This is a genomic window from Pseudomonas sp. UBA6753 (assembly GCF_002453565.1).
In the GTDB taxonomy this organism is placed as follows: domain Bacteria; phylum Pseudomonadota; class Gammaproteobacteria; order Pseudomonadales; family Pseudomonadaceae; genus Aquipseudomonas; species Aquipseudomonas putida_Z.
This window is the reverse complement of record NZ_DKHD01000031.1, coordinates 17,431-35,339: the sequence shown is the minus strand read 5'-3', so window position 1 is coordinate 35,339 and position 17,909 is coordinate 17,431. Positions and strand designations below refer to the sequence as shown.

Annotated in this window: 12 protein-coding genes; 6 read left to right on the top strand and 6 right to left on the bottom strand. The window is 65.7% G+C overall.

Annotated features, from left to right (window positions below; translation table 11 throughout):
* The first annotated feature begins 108 nt into the window (after window positions 1–108).
* Window positions 109–600, top strand: coding sequence for a GNAT family N-acetyltransferase (locus B2790_RS11705; RefSeq protein WP_286918888.1), 492 nt, complete (start codon window positions 109–111; stop codon window positions 598–600).
* A 59-nt stretch (window positions 601–659) separates the two neighbouring features.
* On the opposite strand, the gene B2790_RS11700 is transcribed toward B2790_RS11705, so the two are convergent.
* The 3 genes from B2790_RS11700 to B2790_RS11690 form a co-directional block, all read right to left on the bottom strand.
* Window positions 660–2,033, bottom strand: coding sequence for an 8-oxoguanine deaminase (locus B2790_RS11700; protein WP_286918887.1), 1,374 nt, complete (start codon window positions 2,031–2,033; stop codon window positions 660–662).
* Between the two features lie 224 nt (window positions 2,034–2,257).
* Window positions 2,258–3,838 carry an aldehyde dehydrogenase (NADP(+)) gene (locus B2790_RS11695; RefSeq protein WP_286918886.1) on the bottom strand — a complete coding sequence of 527 codons (1,581 nt, stop codon included), beginning with the start codon at window positions 3,836–3,838 and terminating at the stop codon, window positions 2,258–2,260.
* 273 nt (window positions 3,839–4,111) lie between these two features.
* On the bottom strand, window positions 4,112–5,491 hold the full coding sequence (locus B2790_RS11690) for an APC family permease (protein ID WP_025338657.1): 1,380 nt from the start codon (window positions 5,489–5,491) through the stop codon (window positions 4,112–4,114).
* A gap of 281 nt (window positions 5,492–5,772) precedes the next feature.
* On the opposite strand from B2790_RS11690, the gene B2790_RS11685 reads away from it, so the two are divergent.
* The 5 genes from B2790_RS11685 (at window position 5,773) to B2790_RS11665 (ending at window position 13,901) form a co-directional block, all read left to right on the top strand.
* Window positions 5,773–6,615: a helix-turn-helix domain-containing protein gene (locus B2790_RS11685; protein ID WP_075044859.1), complete on the top strand. Its 843-nt coding sequence runs from the start codon at window positions 5,773–5,775 to the stop codon at window positions 6,613–6,615.
* 42 nt (window positions 6,616–6,657) lie between these two features.
* Window positions 6,658–8,040 carry an aspartate aminotransferase family protein gene (locus tag B2790_RS11680; protein ID WP_025338659.1) on the top strand — a complete coding sequence of 461 codons (1,383 nt, stop codon included), beginning with the start codon at window positions 6,658–6,660 and terminating at the stop codon, window positions 8,038–8,040.
* 222 nt (window positions 8,041–8,262) lie between these two features.
* On the top strand, window positions 8,263–9,756 hold the full coding sequence (locus B2790_RS11675) for an aldehyde dehydrogenase (protein WP_286918885.1): 1,494 nt from the start codon (window positions 8,263–8,265) through the stop codon (window positions 9,754–9,756).
* A 439-nt stretch (window positions 9,757–10,195) separates the two neighbouring features.
* Complete coding sequence (locus B2790_RS11670; RefSeq protein ID WP_286918884.1) at window positions 10,196–13,081, top strand: HD domain-containing phosphohydrolase; 2,886 nt, start codon at window positions 10,196–10,198, stop codon at window positions 13,079–13,081.
* A 556-nt stretch (window positions 13,082–13,637) separates the two neighbouring features.
* Window positions 13,638–13,901 carry a DUF3077 domain-containing protein gene (locus B2790_RS11665; protein WP_023660664.1) on the top strand — a complete coding sequence of 88 codons (264 nt, stop codon included), beginning with the start codon at window positions 13,638–13,640 and terminating at the stop codon, window positions 13,899–13,901.
* Between the two features lie 185 nt (window positions 13,902–14,086).
* Here the strand turns inward: B2790_RS11665 and B2790_RS11660 are convergent, their stop codons facing one another.
* Genes B2790_RS11660 through B2790_RS11650 form a run of 3 tightly spaced genes read right to left on the bottom strand, consistent with a single transcriptional unit; the run spans window position 14,087 to window position 17,901 of the window.
* Window positions 14,087–14,692 (bottom strand): sarcosine oxidase, encoded by a 606-nt coding sequence (locus B2790_RS11660; protein WP_286918883.1) that lies wholly within the window; start codon window positions 14,690–14,692, stop codon window positions 14,087–14,089.
* Between the two features lie 3 nt (window positions 14,693–14,695).
* A complete protein-coding gene (locus B2790_RS11655) occupies window positions 14,696–17,599 on the bottom strand; it encodes a 2Fe-2S iron-sulfur cluster-binding protein (RefSeq protein WP_286918882.1) in 2,904 nt (967 codons plus the stop codon).
* Entirely contained in the window at window positions 17,596–17,901 is a 306-nt protein-coding gene (locus tag B2790_RS11650; RefSeq protein ID WP_075044863.1) for a sarcosine oxidase subunit delta, read from the bottom strand. Before B2790_RS11650 ends, B2790_RS11655 begins: the two co-directional genes overlap by 4 nt.
* Window positions 17,902–17,909 lie beyond the last annotated feature (8 nt).

Sequence of the window (17,909 nt, the reverse complement as noted above, 5' to 3'; positions counted from 1 at the left end):
GAAGCAGGCGGCGCGGTGGATGTGTTCGTTCGGGTACAAGCTGTACCTGTGGCTGCGGCGCTCATTTACCATGGCGGCTGTTTTTAGCCATTACCAAGGAATCCCTCCATGAGCGCCCCTCAGTTCCGCACCCCCACAGCCGCCGACGCCGAACGCTGCTACGCCATCGAAATTGGTGCCTATGAAGGTGATGAGGCGGCCACGCTGGAGAAGATCCGCACTCGCATCGCGCAGTATCCGCAGGGCTTCCTGGTGCTGGAAAACGCGGGCGAGATCGTTGGTTTCATCAACAGCGGCTGTGCCCACGAAGTGGTGATGTCCGACGAGGCATTCAAGGAGCTGGTCGGGCATGACCCGGCGGCGCCAAACGTGGTGATCATGTCGGTGGTAGTGGACCCGGCACACCAGGGCAAAGGCTACGCCAAGCAGTTGATGGATGAATTCATCGCACGCATGAAGGCGGCGGGCAAGCTGACCATTCACCTGATGTGCAAGGAACAGCATGTGGCGTTGTACCAGAAGCTGGGGTATCAGTACGTGAGACCGTCACCGTCGGACCACGGCGGCATGGCCTGGCATGAGATGCTCATGGTCCTCTGATTTCGCAAGACACGGCAGCGTTGCTGGCGATGGGCCGCCAAGGCGGCCCAAATGGCAGTTTATTCGCCGTTGACCAGCTGGCGTGCCAACTGGTTGTGGCGCTCCAGCACCCGTGGCAGGTCGACCGTGGCCAGCTGGCCATCCTTCACCACCACACGGCCATTGATGACACTGGTGTGCACCTGGGTCGGGGTGCAGAACACCAGCGCCGCCAGCGGGTCGTGGTGGCCGCCGGCATAGGCCACGTGGCCGAGGTCGAAGGCGACGAAGTCGGCCACCATGCCTGGGGCCAGGGCGCCGATGTCGTTGCGGTTGAGCACCTTGGCACCGCCGAGCGTTGCAATTTCCAGCGCCTCGCGTGCAGTCATCGCGTCGGGGCCGAAGCCCACCCGTTGCAGCAGCAAGGCCTGGCGCGCTTCACCGATCATGCTGGCGCCGTCGTTGGATGCCGAACCGTCGACCCCAAGGCCCACCGGCACCCCGTGGTCGCGCATCTTGCGCACCGGGGCGATGCCCGAGGCCAGGCGCATGTTCGAGCATGGGCAGTGGGCGACACCCGTGCCGGTGCGGGCGAACAGCTCGATGCCATGCTGGTCGAGTTGCACACAGTGGGCGTGCCACACGTCGTGGCCGACCCAGCCGAGGTCTTCGGCATATTCGGCGGGGGTCATGCCGAACTTCTCGCGGCTGTAGGCGATGTCGTTGACGTTCTCGGCCAGGTGGGTGTGCAACGACACCCCGTACTGGCGCGCCAGCACGGCTGCTTCGCGCATCAGGTCGCGGCTGACCGAGAATGGCGAGCAGGGCGCCACCACGATGCGGCGCATCGAGCCGTGGCTGGCGTCGTGATAGTCCTCGATCAGGCGCTGGGATTCCTTGAGGATGTCGGCTTCCTTTTCCACCACCGAATCAGGCGGCAGGCCGCCTTGGCTGCGGCCCACGCTCATGCTGCCGCGCGCGGCGTGGAAGCGCATGCCGATCTCGTCGGCGGCATGGATGCTGTCGTCGAGCTTGCAGCCGTTGGGGTAGATGTACAGGTGGTCGCTGGAGGTGGTGCAGCCGGACAGGATCAGTTCGGCCATGGCGGTCTGGGTCGACACCGCGATCATCTCGGGGGTCAGGCGTGCCCAGATCGGGTAGAGGTTGGTCAACCAGTTGAACAGCTCGCCGTCCTGGGCTGCCGGCACCACGCGGGTGAGGCTCTGGTACATGTGGTGGTGGGTGTTGACCAGGCCAGGGATGACCACCTTGCCGGCCATGTCCAGCACCACGTCGGCGTGCTGTGGCAGGGTATCGCTGGGGCCGACCTGGCGGATCAGGTTGCCTTCGATGAACATTCCGCCGTTCCTGATCTCGCGGCGTTCGCCGTCCATGGTGACCAGAAGTTCGGCGTTTTTGACAAGTAGCGTTTTTGGAGCATTTGTAGATGACATGGCTTAAGCCTGTCGCAATACGCATCGGCGATTACCGATGTCATAGGCGCATGGCATTGTAAGCAAGGTTTTTGCGGATTGTATACAGGGCTGATAGTCCTGTGCCGGCCTCTTCGCGGGCTTGCCCGCTCCCACAGGTACGGCACAGTTCTGGAGTTCTGTGCAGTACCTGTGGGAGCGGGCAAGCCCGCGAAGAGGCCGGTACAGGTTACCTCAACAGCAGATCATGCCGCCCCGCGGCTGCTCACCCCATCCACCAACCGCGCAATCCCCAGCGGGTTGGCACTTTTCAGCGCATCCGGCAGCAGCGCATCCGGGTAGTTCTGGAAGCACACCGGGCGCAGGAAGCGGTCGATGGCCAAAGTACCGACCGAAGTACCACGGGCATCGGAGGTGGCCGGGTATGGCCCGCCATGCACCATCGCGTCCGATACCTCTACGCCGGTCGGGTAGCCGTTCAGCAGCAGGCGCCCGGCCTTGCGCTCCAGCAGCGGCACCAGTGTGGCAAAGGCACGCAGGTCTTCCGGTTCGGCAATCAGGGTGGCCGTCAGCTGGCCTTGCAGGTGGCGCAGCGCTTCGGCCAGTTGCTGGGCATCGGCCACTTCCACCACCACGGTGGTTGGGCCGAACACTTCTTCCTGCAGCAGCGGGTCGCTGTCCAGCAGCAGGCTCACGTGCGCCTTGAACAGCTGCGGCTGGGCCTGGGTGCCGGCTTGTGGCTGCCCTGCCAGGTGCTGGATGCCAGGGTGCGCCAGCAGGTGCTGCACACCGCTCTGGTAGCTGCGCAGGGTGCCGGCGTTGAGCATGGTCTGCGGTGCCTGGTCGGCCATGCGCGCCACCAGCGTGTGCACGAAGCGTTCGAACTGCGGCGACTTGATGCCCACCACCAGGCCCGGGTTGGTGCAGAACTGCCCGCAACCCAGCACTACCGAGGCGGCCAGTTCGCCGGCTACCTGCTCGCCACGGGCCTGCAGGGCCTGGGGCAGGACAATTACCGGGTTGATGCTGCTCATTTCGGCGAACACCGGGATCGGCTGCGGGCGCGCAGCCGCCATGTCGCACAGGGCGCGGCCGCCACGCAGCGAACCGGTGAAGCCGACCGCCTGGATGGCCGGGTGCTTGACCAGCGCTTCACCCACGCCGGCGCCATAGATCATGTTGAACACGCCTGCAGGCATGCCGCAGCCGGCCACCGCGCGGTCAATGGCCGCGGCCACGTGGGCAGCGGTCAGCATGTGCCCGCTGTGGGCCTTGAACACCACCGGGCAGCCGGCCGCCAGCGCCGAGGCGGTATCACCGCCGGCGGTGGAGAAGGCCAGCGGGAAGTTGCTGGCACCGAATACAGCCACCGGGCCGACGCCGATGCGGTACTGGCGCAGGTCCGGGCGTGGCAGCGGGGTGCGCTCGGGCAGCGCACGGTCGATGCGCGCACCGAGGAAGTCGCCACGGCGCACCACATCGGCGAACAGGCGCAGCTGGTTGCTGGTGCGGGCACGCTCACCGCGGATGCGTGCCTCGGGCAGTGCGGTTTCGCGCATCACATGCTGGACGAAGTCATCGCCCAGTGCGTCCAGTTCGTTGGCGATGGCGTCGAGGAAGGCGGCGCGCTGTGCCGGGCTGGTGCTGCGGTAGGCCGGGTAGGCGGCCTCGGCGGCCAGCACGGCGGCTTCGATTTCGTCGCTGGTCGCCTGGTGGAAGGCGTATGGCAGTGGCTCGCCGGTGTGGGCGTCGACGCTGTTCAGCAGCACGTCACCGTTGCCGCTGAGCTGGCCGGCGATATGGTTCAGGCGATGTTCGATGGACATTTCGTTTCCCGTTGGCAATGACAGTCGTTGGGCTGGGACTGTAGGGGCCGAAATGCGTGCTGAATAATGATTAATGCGGATCAGGTGATAACGTTCTGTTATCGCGTGGCCTGCTATTGAGGAACGATGTTCGAGCGTGTGCCAATTTCTGTGGGAGCGGGCGCGCCCGCGAAGCGCCCGACACGGTGTATGGCACCGGCTTTGCCGGTGTTCGCGGGCACGCCCGCTCCCACAACGACCGCGCAAGGCGGTGGTGGTGGGGCGCTGTTTGTTTCACTCGGCCATCTGCAACTCCGGCAGCTTTACCCGGAACGCCCGGGTAAGCCCCAGCAGCACCACCAGGCCCATGCCCATCCAGCACAAACCGATGGTGAACGACAGGCTGGTCAGGCTGCTCCACAGCCACAGCGTGCTGAGGAAACCCAGGCCGGGAATGGCGCCATACAGCAGGTAGTTGCGGCCACCACGCAGCTTGTGGTCGATCAGGTAGTGCTTGACTACGGCCAGGTTCACCGCCGAGAAGGCGAACAGCGCGCCAAAGCTGATCATGTTGGCCACCGTGTCGAGGCTGATCACCAAGGCAATCAGCGACAGCAGGCTGACCAGCAGGATGGCCGTGGCCGGTACGCGCTTTTTCGTCACCAGCTGGCCGAACGCACGCGGCAACGCACCGTCGCGGCCCATGGCGAACAGCACCCGCGACACGCTGGCCTGGGACACCATGGCCGAGGCGAAGCAGCCGGCCACGTAGGTGGCGGTGAAGGCGGTCACCAGCAGTTCGCCGCCGACCCGGCGCATCACGTCCACCGACGCTGAGTCCGGGTCGGCAAAGCTGCCCCAGTCAGGGAACACCATCTGTGCGCAGTACGACACCACCAGGAACAACATGCCGCCGATCAGCGACACGGCGAGGATCGCCACGGGAATGCGGTAGGTGGGGTTGCTGGTTTCCTCGGCCATGGTCGAGACCGCATCGAAGCCCAGGAACGACAGGCACAGCACGGCGGCGCCGGTCATGATCAACGGCACGCTGAAGCCTTCGTGGTGGAACGGCGCCAGCAGCGACACCGGCTGCGCCTGCCCGCTGAGGTTGTGGATGGACAGGGCGACGAACACGACGATGAACACCAGTTGCACCACCACCAGGATCCAGTTCACCCGGGTGATCGACTCGATGCCGATCAGGTTGAGGAAGGTGACCAGGGCAATGGAGCCCGCCACCCACACCCAGGCGTGGATGGCCGGGAAGTACTCCGACATGTAGATGCCGATCAGCAGGTAGCTGAGCAGCGGCAGGAAGATGTAGTCGAGCAGCAAGGTCCAGCCGGCGATGAAGCCGATGTGGCTGCCGAAGGCCTTGCGGGTGTAGGTGTAGACCGAGCCGGAGTAGGGGTGGGCCTGGACCATGCGGCCGTAGCTGTAGGCGGTCAGCAGCATGGCGGCGAGGGTCAGCAGGTAGGCGGTGGGCAGGTGCCCCTTGGTCATCTGGGTGACCAGCCCGTAGGTGGTGAACACTGCCAGGGGGACCATGTAGGCCAGGCCGAACAGCACCAGGGCGGGCAGCCCCATGGACTTGCGGAAACGGCCGTTGCTGGCGGTGGGTTGCGACGGGCTATGTGCAGGGCTATGGGCTGTACTTGTTGTTGTATGCATTGCTAACTCCTGGAAAGGGATGCAGGACGCCGCGGTATGCGAGCGGGCTCGATACCGGTGGGTGTTGTGCAAGGAGGTCGAGCGGGTGGCTCGCAGCGCTGGGGCGGGTTGATGCTCCCACACCCCGCCGGTACCCGGAATCACCCTTTGGGGTGAGCCAGCAGGGGGCTTTGCCTGCTCACCCCAAAGGGTGATTTCGGTGTTTGCAGTGCCATGGGAGTATCTGGCCAACGACGCACCGCACTGGCGGCGGTGCCTTTACTCGAGACGGCAGGCCCAAAGTGACTGATCAATTGCTTTCGCAACAGTGGTTCGAGCACCTGGCCAAGGTCACCGAGGCGATCGGCCGACCGGGCTTTGCCGCCACCCTGTTTGCTGCGCTTGGCGTGATTCGGCCGATCCAGGCGACCACGGTGTACCTGTACCCGCACGACGGCATGCCCTGCGCGCTGTTCGAGCAGGACGACAAGGCGCCCTGGCAGCCCGAGGGCAATGTCAGCCGCTACCTGTCCGGCTTCTATCTGCTCGACCCGTTCTACGGGGCCTGTGTGGAGCAGGTCGAGTCCGGTTGCTACGGCCTGTTCGAAGTGGCGCCCGACCACTTCGAGGTCAGCGAGTACTACCAGTCGTTCTACCGGCACTCGCACCTGGAGGATGAGCTCAACTACATCCTGCAGGTCGCGCCCGGGCAGAGCCTGGCGGTATCGCTGGCGTTCACCGACAAGCTCGATGGGCAAACCCGTGCGCTGTTCGCGCGTATCACGCCCTGGGTACTGGCGGTGCTCGGCAAGCACTTCGCCGGGCTGGACAGCCGCACCGGGCGCTTCGAGAACATCCTCGAGCAGCGCATCCACGCGGCGTTGAACAACTTCGGCAGCTCGCTGCTGACCGAGCGCGAGTGCCGTATTGCCCAGCTGATCCTGCGTGGCCACTCGACCAAGTCGCTGGCCGAGCGCCTGGGGGTGTCGGAGGACACCATCAAGTCACACCGCAAGAACGTCTACGCCAAGCTCGACATCGGTACCCAGTCCGAGCTGTTCTCCCTGTTCATCGACGCGCTGGCCAATGCCCAGGGCGTGCTGGGCAAGGACCCGCTGGAAAGCTACATGGGCAAGCTGCGCTGAGCGCAAGCCACCCTGCAACCCCACCGCAAAGGAAAACCAACAATGAATGCGCCTTTCGCCCCGCAACGCCAGACCCGCGACTACCAGGCAGCCGATGCCGCGCACCACATCCATGCCTTCCTCGACCAGAAGGCGCTGAACGCCGAAGGGCCGCGAGTGATCGTCGGTGGCGAACGCCTGCACCTGTGGGACAGCGAGGGCAAGCGCTACCTGGACGGCATGTCCGGCCTGTGGTGCACCCAGCTCGGCTACGGCCGCCGCGACCTGACCGCCGCCGCAGCCACGCAGATGGACCAGCTGGCCTACTACAACATGTTCTTCCACACCACCCACCCGGCGGTGATCGAACTGTCCGAGCTGCTGTTCAGCCTGTTGCCGGGGCACTACAGCCACGCGATCTACACCAACTCCGGCTCCGAGGCCAACGAGGTGCTGATCCGTACCGTGCGCCGCTACTGGCAGGTGGTTGGCCAGCCGAACAAGAAGATCATGATCGGCCGCTGGAACGGTTACCACGGCTCCACCCTGGCCGCCACGGCGCTGGGTGGCATGAAGTTCATGCACGAAATGGGCGGGTTGATCCCGGATGTGGCGCACATCGACGAACCGTACTGGTACGCCGAGGGCGGCGAGCTGACCCCGGCCGAGTTCGGCCGCCGCTGCGCCTTGCAGTTGGAGGAGAAGATTCTCGAACTGGGTGCCGAGAACGTCGCCGGCTTTATCGCCGAGCCGTTCCAGGGCGCGGGCGGCATGATCTTCCCGCCGGAAAGCTACTGGCCCGAGATCCAGCGCATCTGCCGCCAGTACGACGTGCTGCTGTGCGCCGATGAAGTGATCGGCGGCTTTGGCCGCACTGGCGAATGGTTCGCCCACGAGTACTTCGGCTTCGAGCCTGACACCCTGTCGATCGCCAAGGGCCTGACCAGCGGCTACGTGCCCATGGGCGGCCTGGTGCTGAGCAAGCGCATTGCCGAGGCGCTGGTGGAGCGGGGCGGGGTGTTCGCCCACGGCCTGACCTATTCCGGCCACCCGGTGGCGGCGGCGGTGGCCATCGCCAACCTGAAGGCGCTGCGTGACGAAGGCATCGTGCGCCAGGTGAAGGACGACACCGGGCCGTACCTGCAGCGCATCCTGCGCGAGGTGTTTGCCGACCACCCGTTGATCGGCCAGGTGCAGGGCGCCGGGTTGGTGGCGGCGCTGCAGTTCGCCGAGCACAAGCCGACGCGCAAGCGCTTCGCCAACGAGAATGACCTGGCCTGGCAGTGCCGCACCTTCGGTTTCGAGGAAGGGGTGATCATTCGCTCCACCCTGGGCCGGATGATCATGGCGCCGGCGCTGATCGCCAACCACAGCGAACTGGATGAGCTGGTGGAGAAGACCCGCATTGCCGTGGACCGCACGGCGCGCCTGGTCGGCAAGCTCTAGACCGCTGATCCCTGTGGGAGATCGCCCAGCCCTTGGGGCTGCGCTATCGCACAGGGAACAATGTTCGTGAGCGTGTCACCTTCCCTTGTGGGAGCGGGCGTGCCCGCGAAGGGCCCAACGCGTTGTATGGCACCGGCTACGCCGGTGTTCGCGGGCACGCCCGCTCCCACAGGAACCGCGTAGCCCTTAGGAAAATTGCTCCAACAGCTACCAGGAGTACAAATGTACACCCTCGAATTCTGGCAACAACGTGCCTCGGACCTCTACCTCCCGGCCCATGCACTGATCGACGGCAAGCCCGTCAACGCACAGGACGGCGCCACCTTCGCCGCCATCAACCCCGCCACCAACAAGGTGCTGGCCCAGGTTACCGCCTGCGGCCAGGCCGAGGTCGACCTGGCCGTCGCCAGCGCCCGCAGGGCTTTCGAACAAGGCCCATGGCCGCGCATGGCCCCGGGCGAGCGCAAGAAAGTGCTGTTGCGCCTGGCCGAGCTGATCATGGCCCATCGCGAAGAACTGGCCCTGCTGGACTCGCTGAACATGGGCAAGCCGGTCATGGACGCCTACAACATTGACGTGCCGGGCTCGGCGCAGGTGTTCGCCTGGTACGGCGAGGCGCTGGACAAGCTGTACGACCAGGTGGCACCCACCGCGCCCAACGCGCTGGCCACCATCACCCGCGAAGCCCTCGGCGTGGTCGCCGCCGTGGTGCCGTGGAATTTCCCGCTCGACATGGCCGCCTGGAAGCTCGCCCCGGCGCTGGCTGCCGGCAACAGCGTGGTGCTCAAGCCCGCCGAGCAATCACCGTTCTCGGCCTTGCGCCTGGCCCAGCTGGCGCTGCAGGCCGGTGTGCCGGAAGGCGTGCTGAACGTGGTGCCGGGCCTGGGCGAGCAGGCCGGGCAGGCGCTGGGCCTGCACCCGGATGTGGATTGCCTGGTGTTTACCGGCTCCACCCAGGTGGGCAAGTACTTCATGCAGTACTCGGCACAGTCCAACCTCAAGCAGGTATGGTTGGAGTGCGGCGGCAAGAGCCCCAACCTGGTGTTCGAAAACTGCCAGGACCTGGACCTGGCTGCGGAAAAGGCGGCATTCGGTATCTTCTTCAACCAGGGCGAGGTGTGCTCGGCCAACTCGCGGCTGTACGTGCAGCGCTCCATCCATGACGAGTTCATCGAGCGCCTGCAGGCCAAGGCCCGCCAGTGGCTGCCAGGCAACCCGCTGGACCCGGCGAGCCGTGCCGGTGCCATTGTGGATGCCGGGCAGACCGGCCGGATCGAAACCGCCATCGCCCGCGCCGGGCAGGACGGGGCGCGGTTGGTGTGCGGTGGCCGGCGCCTGACCATCGACGGCTCGGACAATTACATCGAGCCGACCATTTTTGCCGGTGTCGATGGCCGTATGAGCCTGGCGCGGGAGGAGGTATTCGGGCCGGTGCTGGCGGTCAGTGCCTTCGACAGCGAAGAGCAGGCCGTGCGCCTGGCTAACGACAGCATCTATGGGCTGGCGGCGTCGGTGTGGAGCGATGACTTCAACCAGGTGCACCGCGTGGCGCGGGCGTTGAAGGCCGGCACCGTGTCGGTGAACACGGTCGATGCGCTGGACGTGGCGGTGCCGTTCGGCGGCGGCAGGCAGTCCGGGTTTGGCCGCGACCTGTCGCTGCACTCGTTCGACAAGTATTCGCAGCTCAAGACCACCTGGTACCAGTTGCGCGCCTGATACATCCGGTCTTGCACCGCGTCGCCTGCTTCGCGGGCTCGCCCGCTCCCACAGGTACTGCACTGGCTCCGGTACTGCGCGGTCCCTTGTGGGAGACCACCTGGTACCAGTTGCGCGCCTGATACATCCGATCTTGCACCGCGTCGCCTGTTTCGCGGGCTTGCCCGGCTCCCACAGGTACTGCACTGGCTCAGGTGCTGCGCGGTCCCTGTGGGAGCGGGCAAGCCCGCGAAGCAGGCGACGCGGTATCCGGATCATTCATGGCGTTCCGTTAATTTTCTTTGCCAACCCGGCAGAAAGCTCGGGTCCGCTCTACACTGCTGCCAAGATGGGGCTGGGCTATGTGGCACCACGCCCCCGTCTCGCTGCCTGCGAATGGCTTCGGCCTGCATGATCGTCCTGGCTGCTCCGTCAAACCGCCATACATGGAGTACCTGAGATGGGCTGCGTGTCGAATGGTCGTGCTGCTGGCAACGCCGGACGTGGCATTTCACTGCAGTGGCTGGTGGCTCTCGCCATCGTGCTGGGCATGTTGCTGCTCGGCGCCGCCCTGGCCTGGCAGGGCTATCACGGCATTCGCCAGACCTTGGTGGCCGCAGCGGGTGATTCTGCCCAGCAAATAGGCAAGACCATCGACGAGCGCGCCCGGCGCCTGATCGACCCGGTGCACAGCAGTATCCGCCTGCTCGCCCACAACCCGGCCGCGCAAACCCCGGCTCAGCGCCTGGAACGCTTGCCGCAACTGGTCGAGACGCTGGACGCCAACCGCATGCTCAGTGCTGCCTACATGGGTTACCCCAGTGGTGAGTTCCTGCTGGTGCGCCGCTTGCGCGACCCGCAGTTGCTGCAGCGTTTCGCCGCGCCGCCGGGCACCGTTTTCCTGGTGCAGAGCGTCAGCCGTGAGGGTGGGGCGGTGCAGGGTGAGTGGCGCTTCTACGACCACGCGCTGAACCTGCTGCAGGCCCAGGCCAAGCCCGAATACCGCTACGACCCGCGCACGCGCCCGTGGTTTGTCGAAGCCAGCGCCCAACCCACCACCGTGCTGACCCATCCCTATGTGTTCTTCACCACCCGCGAGATCGGCCTGACCATGGCCCAGCGCAGTGTCGACGGCGGGGCGGTGATCGGCATGGACGTTTCGGTCGACGACCTGGCCAGCGAGACCCAGGGCCTGCGCATGACCCCCGGCACCGAGATCGTCGTGGTCGACGACCAGGGCAGCGTGGTGGCCTACCCTGACCTGCAGCGGGTAATCGTGCACGAAGGGCAGGCCGTGCGCTTGTCGCGCATCGGCGAACTGGGCATCCCCAGCCTGCAGCACCTTTACGCCGACCTGCCGCAAGGCACCCGGCCGCAGCCTTATCAGGTGGACGGCCAGACCTGGTATGGCATGCGCGTGCAACTGACCAACCTGGCCGGGCAGGACCTGCAGGTGCTGATTGCCGTGCCAGGCCATGAGTTGCTGGCCGGCGCGCGCAAGGTACTGCTCGAACAGTTGCTCTGGACCGCCGCCCTGATAACCGTGCTGCTGGTGCTCGGTGGTGTGCTCGGCCGGCGCATCGGCCGCCCGTTGCGGCTGCTGGCCGAACAGCTGCAAGGCGTGGCGGGTTTTGATTTCAGCCGCGAAGTCGGGGTGCGCTCGCGGGTGTCCGAGGTGCGTGAGCTGAGCCGCGTGCTCAGCCGCATGTCCGGCACCATCCGCAGCTTCCAGGCGATTACCCTCACGCTCAGCCGCGAGCGCGACCTGGAGCGCATGCTTGATGGTGTGTTGACCCATCTGGTGGAAGCCGCCGGGGTCAATGCCGGCGTGGTGTACCTGTTCGATGCCGAACACGCCTTGCTGCGCCTGGCCGCGGCCTGCCGTGGCGAGCAGTACCCTGGCGAGCTGGCCGTGGATGAGGCTGCCCAGCAGCACCTCGCCACGGCGGTGACCCAGGCCCTCGGCCTGCATGAGGGCAGCATGGCCTTGGTGTTGAATGACCGTAGCCAGGCGTTGCTGGGCATCCTGGTCCTGCAACTGGGCGATGGGCTTGTACACGAGCAGACAGGCCAGCCGTTCCGCAGCTTTGTTGCCGAACTGTCCGGGGTGGTGGCGGTGGCCATCGAGACACGCCAGCTGGTCGAAGCCCAGCAACGCCTGCTGGATGCCATGATCAAGCTGCTGGCCGATGCCATCGATGCCAAGAGCCCCTATACCGGCGGCCACTGCGAACGGGTGCCACAACTGGCGCAGATGCTGCTGGACCAGGCGGTGGCGGCCGAAACCGGCCCGTACGCCAGCTTCAGCATGACCGCGGCTGAACGCTACGAATTCCACGTGGCGGCCTGGCTGCACGATTGCGGCAAGGTCACCAGCCCCGAGTATGTGGTGGACAAGGCGACCAAGCTGGAAACCTTGTACAACCGTATCCACGAGGTACGCATGCGTTTCGAGGTGCTCTGGCGGGATGCCGAGCTGGCCTATTGGCAAGGCCTGGCCAGCGGTGGCGACCAGCAGGCGCTGCAAGCCACCCGGGCGCGCAGCCAGGCCCAGCTGCAGGACGACTTCGCCTTCGTCGCCCAGGCCAACATCGGCGGCGAGTTCATGCAGGACGCCGACATCGAACGCCTGCAGCAGATTGGCCAGCGCCGCTGGCAGCGCCATTTCGACAACCGCCTTGGCATCTCCCGTGATGAGGTGGAGCGCTTTGCCGACGTGCCTGCGCCTGCGCTACCGGTTGACGAACCACTGCTGGCCGACCGCCCCGAGCATTGCGTGCCCTGGGGCCCCCGCAAGCCCCCGGTGGCCAAGGGCGACCCGCGCAACCGCTGGGGCTTCGACATGCGCTTGCCGGCCTACGCCAGCAATCATGGCGAGTTGTACAACCTGGCGATCCGCCGCGGCACGCTGAATGATGAGGAACGCTTCAAGATCAACGAACACATCGTGCAGACCATCATCATGCTCAGTTCCTTGCCGTTCCCCCGCCAGCTCAAGCGGGTGCCGGACATCGCCGGCAACCACCACGAGAAAATGGACGGCAGCGGCTACCCGCGCCGGCTGGGCGAGCAGGACCTGGGTATTGCCGAGCGGGTGATGGCGATTGCCGACATCTTCGAGGCGCTGACTGCGGCCGACCGGCCCTACAAGGCGCCGAAGACCTTGTCCGAGTCGGTGAAGATCCTGGTGGGCATGGCCCGCGGCGGGCACATCGACGGCCAGTTGCTGGAGCTGTTCCTCAGCAGCGGGGTGTACCGCCAGTATGCCGAGCGGTTCCTGCGTGCCGAGCAGATCGACGAGGTGGATGTGGCGTACTGGTTGGGGCAGATGCGTTGCCCGGCTTGAACGAAAAATCAGATTTAGCCCCTTCCTTGTAGGCTATTTCCCAAAGATACTCACGCCGCCTGTTTCCCGTTGCGGCCGCTTTGGCAGCGCTCTAGTCTCGGCGGGTCGCTGCACATCAGCGATCGGCTTTGACAGGCCGCGACGAGATACTTCGCATGGCTTTGCCCTTCATGGTGGCTGTGCATGGGGCACGTTCGCGTGCGCCGGTTCTGGTATCCGCCGGTCTGTCAACCTATGTACAGCTGCCACCTACCTGTTTGACAGCAGGCCGGTGGTGGCCCAACAAATGGATACCAAAGCATGCTGAAAGTTGTCCCCGATCCACCCCACATCCCCCGATTCCTTCGAAGACACCTTGATCCAGGTGCAGATGCCCAATGGGCGCAGCACTTTGCACTAGGGCAGAAGTAATGTGTTGCCTGCTCTGGCCTCTTCGCGGGCACGCCCGCTCCCACAGGATCTTCACCGTACTCAGGAGTTGCACAGTACCTGTGGGAGCGGGCGTGCCCGCGAAAGGGCCAGTGCAAGCAGTCGAGAAATTTCAGGGGATTCACCAATGACAACAGAAGACACCCAATTCACCGTCGGCAAGACCACCTTCTACCAAGGCGAAAACGGCACCCATCCACTGTTCCGCATCGAGCCCGGCATCCCCTGTCGCGATGCCCGCGAGCAGTCCTCGGAATTGATGGGCTATGTCCGCGAACTGACCATCACCGGCCTGATGGATGAGAAACCGATGATGATCTGGGCCGCCCATTACCTGAGCGCAATGGCCAAGGCGCTGATGGATGATGCCGAGCTGGGCATGAAGCACTGAGGTATCGCAGGGCTGCGTGATTACTTTGCAGGAGCGGCCTTGTGTCGCGAAAGGGGGGCGAAGCGCCCCCAACGATCTGTGCATCACCGCAAAAACGCCGGGGCCGCTTTGCGGCCCTTTCGCGACACAAGGCCGCTTCTACAGGAATCGCGCCGTTAATGAGGAACAGGGCAGGCCGGGGCAGGTCAATGCATCAGTTCATCCACCCCGACCCACCCACCATCGAACTCATCCATGGCATCCAGTACCGCTTCACGGAAATACGCCAGCGACGCCCGATCAAACAGCAACTGCAACGCCGGCCTCTCATCGCTCCCCACATTCAGCACGATCACGTTGATCCGCGCCGCCGAGGTTTGCGCCACCGCCCCAACGGGAAACGCCTGGGCGCGCAAGTCCACCCCGCACAACTTGGCCATCACCGCGCTGCAATACTCCCCCGACAGCTGCAGCCAGGCATGGCTATCCTGGCGCGGCAGCAGGTAGTTGCGCCGGGCATCCTGCACCCACCCGGCCTCTTCGGCAGCCACCCGTGCACCGCCGTCCGCCAGGCTGCCCAACAGCAGGTACTCGGTCTGCGACAAGCGCGCTACCCAGCCACCGTCTTCCTGGCGCACGGCCTGGTTGGGTAGCGACGGCAAGCGGTAGCCACGCGCCTGCAGGCAAGCGGCACTGTCGCCCCCACGAAACCCGACCCTTGCCAGATCGGTCAGGTCAGTCAACGCGCAGTTGTGCAACAGCTCGGCCCGCGGGCTGGGTGGAATAAAAGCTTCGGCTTGCAAACTGGTCATGGCTCAGACCTCCTGGCGCAGGTTGTCGGGATCGTGGAACGGCAGGGGCACCACCTTGGCATTGACCATCACGCCGCCCTCCACGCGGATCGGGATGTGCATGCCAGGCGTGGCCTGATGGGCACCGGCGTATGCCAGGCCGATGATCTGCCCCAGGGTTTGCGAGTATTCGCAGGATGTGACGTTGCCGCTGATATCCGCCCCGTCCAGCACCAGATGCCCCTCCAGCGGCTGCGGGCTGCCCTTGGGCAGGGTGAAGCCGACCAGTTTGCGCTTGAGCGGCTGCGCTTCGAGGATCTCGATCGAGCGCTTGCCGACGAAGAATGGCTTCTTGCGGCCGATGGCCCACTGCATGTCGATCTCCGCCGGGTGGGTCATGCCGTCGGTGTCCTGGCTGATGATCACGTGGCCTTTTTCCAGGCGCAGCAGGCGCTGGGTCTCGACGCCGAACGGGCGAATGCCCACCCCCGCGCCGGCCTGCATCAAGGCATCCCACAGGCGCTCGGCGTGGCGCGCCGGCACGTGCACTTCGTAGCCCAGTTCACCCACAAAGCCGACCCGCAGGATGCGCGCGGCGATACCGGCCACTGTGCCCTGGCGTACGCCGAGATAAGGGAAGGCCTCGGCCGACAGGTCCACATCGTCACATACCTTGGCCAGCACCTGGCGGGCCAGCGGCCCGGCCAGGTTGACCGCGGCGAGGGCGGCGGTGACGTTGGTGACGTCCACATCCAGGCGCCATTGCGCGTTCCACTTCAGCATCTGCTGGTAGATGCGGTCGACGCCGCTGGTGGTGGCGGTGACGTAGAAGTGCTGCTCGCCCAGCCGGGCGCACACGCCATCATCGATCACCACGCCGTGCTCGTTGGTCATCAGCGCGTAGCGGGTGCGGCCGATGGCCAGCTTGGCGAAGCCGAAGGTGTAAAGGCGCTCCAGCAGTTCGGCGGCGTCGGGGCCGCGCACATCCAGGCCACCGAGGGTGGAAACGTCGATCAGGCCGACCTTCTCGCGCACATGGTGGGCTTCCTCCTGCATGCAGCGTTTGCGTTCCTCGGGCTTGCCATAATAGGCCGGGCGCTGCCAGAGGCCGGCCGGCATCATCTTCGCCCCGGCTTCCAGGTGGCGGCGGTGCATTGGTGTTTGCCGGTACGGGTCGAAGGCGCGGCCGGCGACGTGGGCCAGTTTTTCCGCCTGGAACGGTGGCCGGGCGGTGGTCACCCCGGTTTCGCTGATGCTGCGCCCGGTGGCGTGGGCCACCAGGCGGGCGGTCGGCAGCGCCGAGTGGCGGCCCTGGGACGGGCCCATGCCGACCGTGGAAAAGCGCTTGACCAGCTGCACGTCGCGGTAGCCGCTGCGGGTGGCGTTGACGATGTCGCGCACTTGCAGGTCTTCGTCGAAATCGACGAAATCCTTGCCCTTGGGGTGGGGGAAGATCGGCCAGGGGAAGTTGACCTTGGCTTCGGCACTGAACACTGGCTGCACCGGCGCTTCCAGGCCCAGCGCTGCCAGCGCATCGGCAGCCCCGCGAGTGGCGTCGGCCAGCACATTGCTCAGTGCGTGACGGCCGTTCACCGAGCCGGCGATATCCAGCCCGGCCGGCAGGTTGCTGATGGCGAATTCGTCGCGGTTCACATCGTAGGCCAGCTTGCCGCCAGCCTGGCACAGCAACTGGTACACCGGCATGTAGCCTGCCGACATGCACAGCAGGTCGCAGGCCAGGCGCAGGCCATGCGAGCCGACCTTGCCCTGGCCGGTGATCGGGCGAATATCCACGCCACTCACGTGGCGCATGCCCGCTTCGTGCAGGGCTTCGTACACGGTGCTGCCCAGGTGCACGGGTATATCGCGGCGCTTCAGTTCGGCGGCCACTGCGGCATCGGCTGGCGCGGCGCGCATGTCGACCACCGCGGCCACGGCCACGCCTTGCTCCTGCAGGTCGAGGGCGGCGAGGTAGCCGTCATCGTGGCCGGTGAGGATTACCGCGCGCTGGCCCGGCTTGACCGCGTACAGCTTCATCAGCCGCTGCGCGGCGCTGGTCAGCATGACCCCCGGCAGGTCGTTGTTGCGGAACACCACCGGCTGGTCGAACGCACCGGCTGCCACCAGGCAGCGGCTGGCGCGCACCTTGTACAGGCGTTTGTGCTGGATCACCGGCAGGTAGTTGTCGGTGAACCAGCCGTTGCAGGTGGCTTCCAGCAGCACCTGGATGTTCGGGTGGCCCTCGACGGCAGCCAGCAGTTCCTGGCGCAGGCCGGTGGCGCGGGTGCCGGCAATGTCGAAGCGGGCGTAGGTGAGCGAGCCGCCAAGCACCGGCTGTTGCTCGATCAGCAACACCTTGGCCCCGGCATTGGCCGCGTCCAGTGCCGCACGCAGGCCCGCCGGGCCAGCGCCGATGACAGCCAGATCGACGAACAGATAGGCCTTGTCGTAATACTGCGGCCTGAAACCGAGGGCGAGCACGCCCAGGCCGGCTTTCTTGCGGATCAGCGGCTCCCACACCTTCCACATGCCCTTGGGCTTGTAGAACGAGCGGTAATAGAAGCCGACCGGCATGAAGCGCGAAAACTTGCCCAGGTAGGCGTCGCGGTCGTGCGCCAGGCTACCGTTGAAGTTCTGCCCTTCGACCACCTGGCCATCGCGGGCGGCTTCCAGGTCGGCCAGCACATTGGGCTCGTCCGGCAGCTGCACCAGGGTGTTGGCATCCTGCCCGGCCATGCTCAGCGGGCCGCGCGGGCGGTGGTACTTGAACGAGCGCGACAGCAGCCAGCGGCCGCTGCCGAGCAGGGCGCTGGCGATGCTGTCACCGGCAAAGCCCTGGCAGGCCTGGCCGTCGAACTGCAAGTGCAGGGGCCGCTCGCGGTCGATCAGCAGGCCCATGGGTGCGGGGAGGCGAGTGTGGCTGTTCATCCGGCAATCTCCGGGGTGGCGGCGGGGGTGAAGTCGACGCGGCGGTCGAACAGTTCTTTTGGGTCGAAGGTGCGCAGCACCTGGTCGCTCACCGTGTGGCGTTCGGCCAGGAACCAGTAGCTGGAGGCGTTGTGCAGCCACCACTCGGTCACCACCCCGGCAAGGTTGTCGCTGTTGAACACATAGTCGGCCCATTCGGCGTCGCTGCAGCTGGCCGGGTCGGGCATGTGCCTGAATTCGCCGCCGTAGGTGAACTCGCTGATATTGCGCGGGCCGTTCAAGGGGCAGGTCAGGATCTTCATCGTCGTCG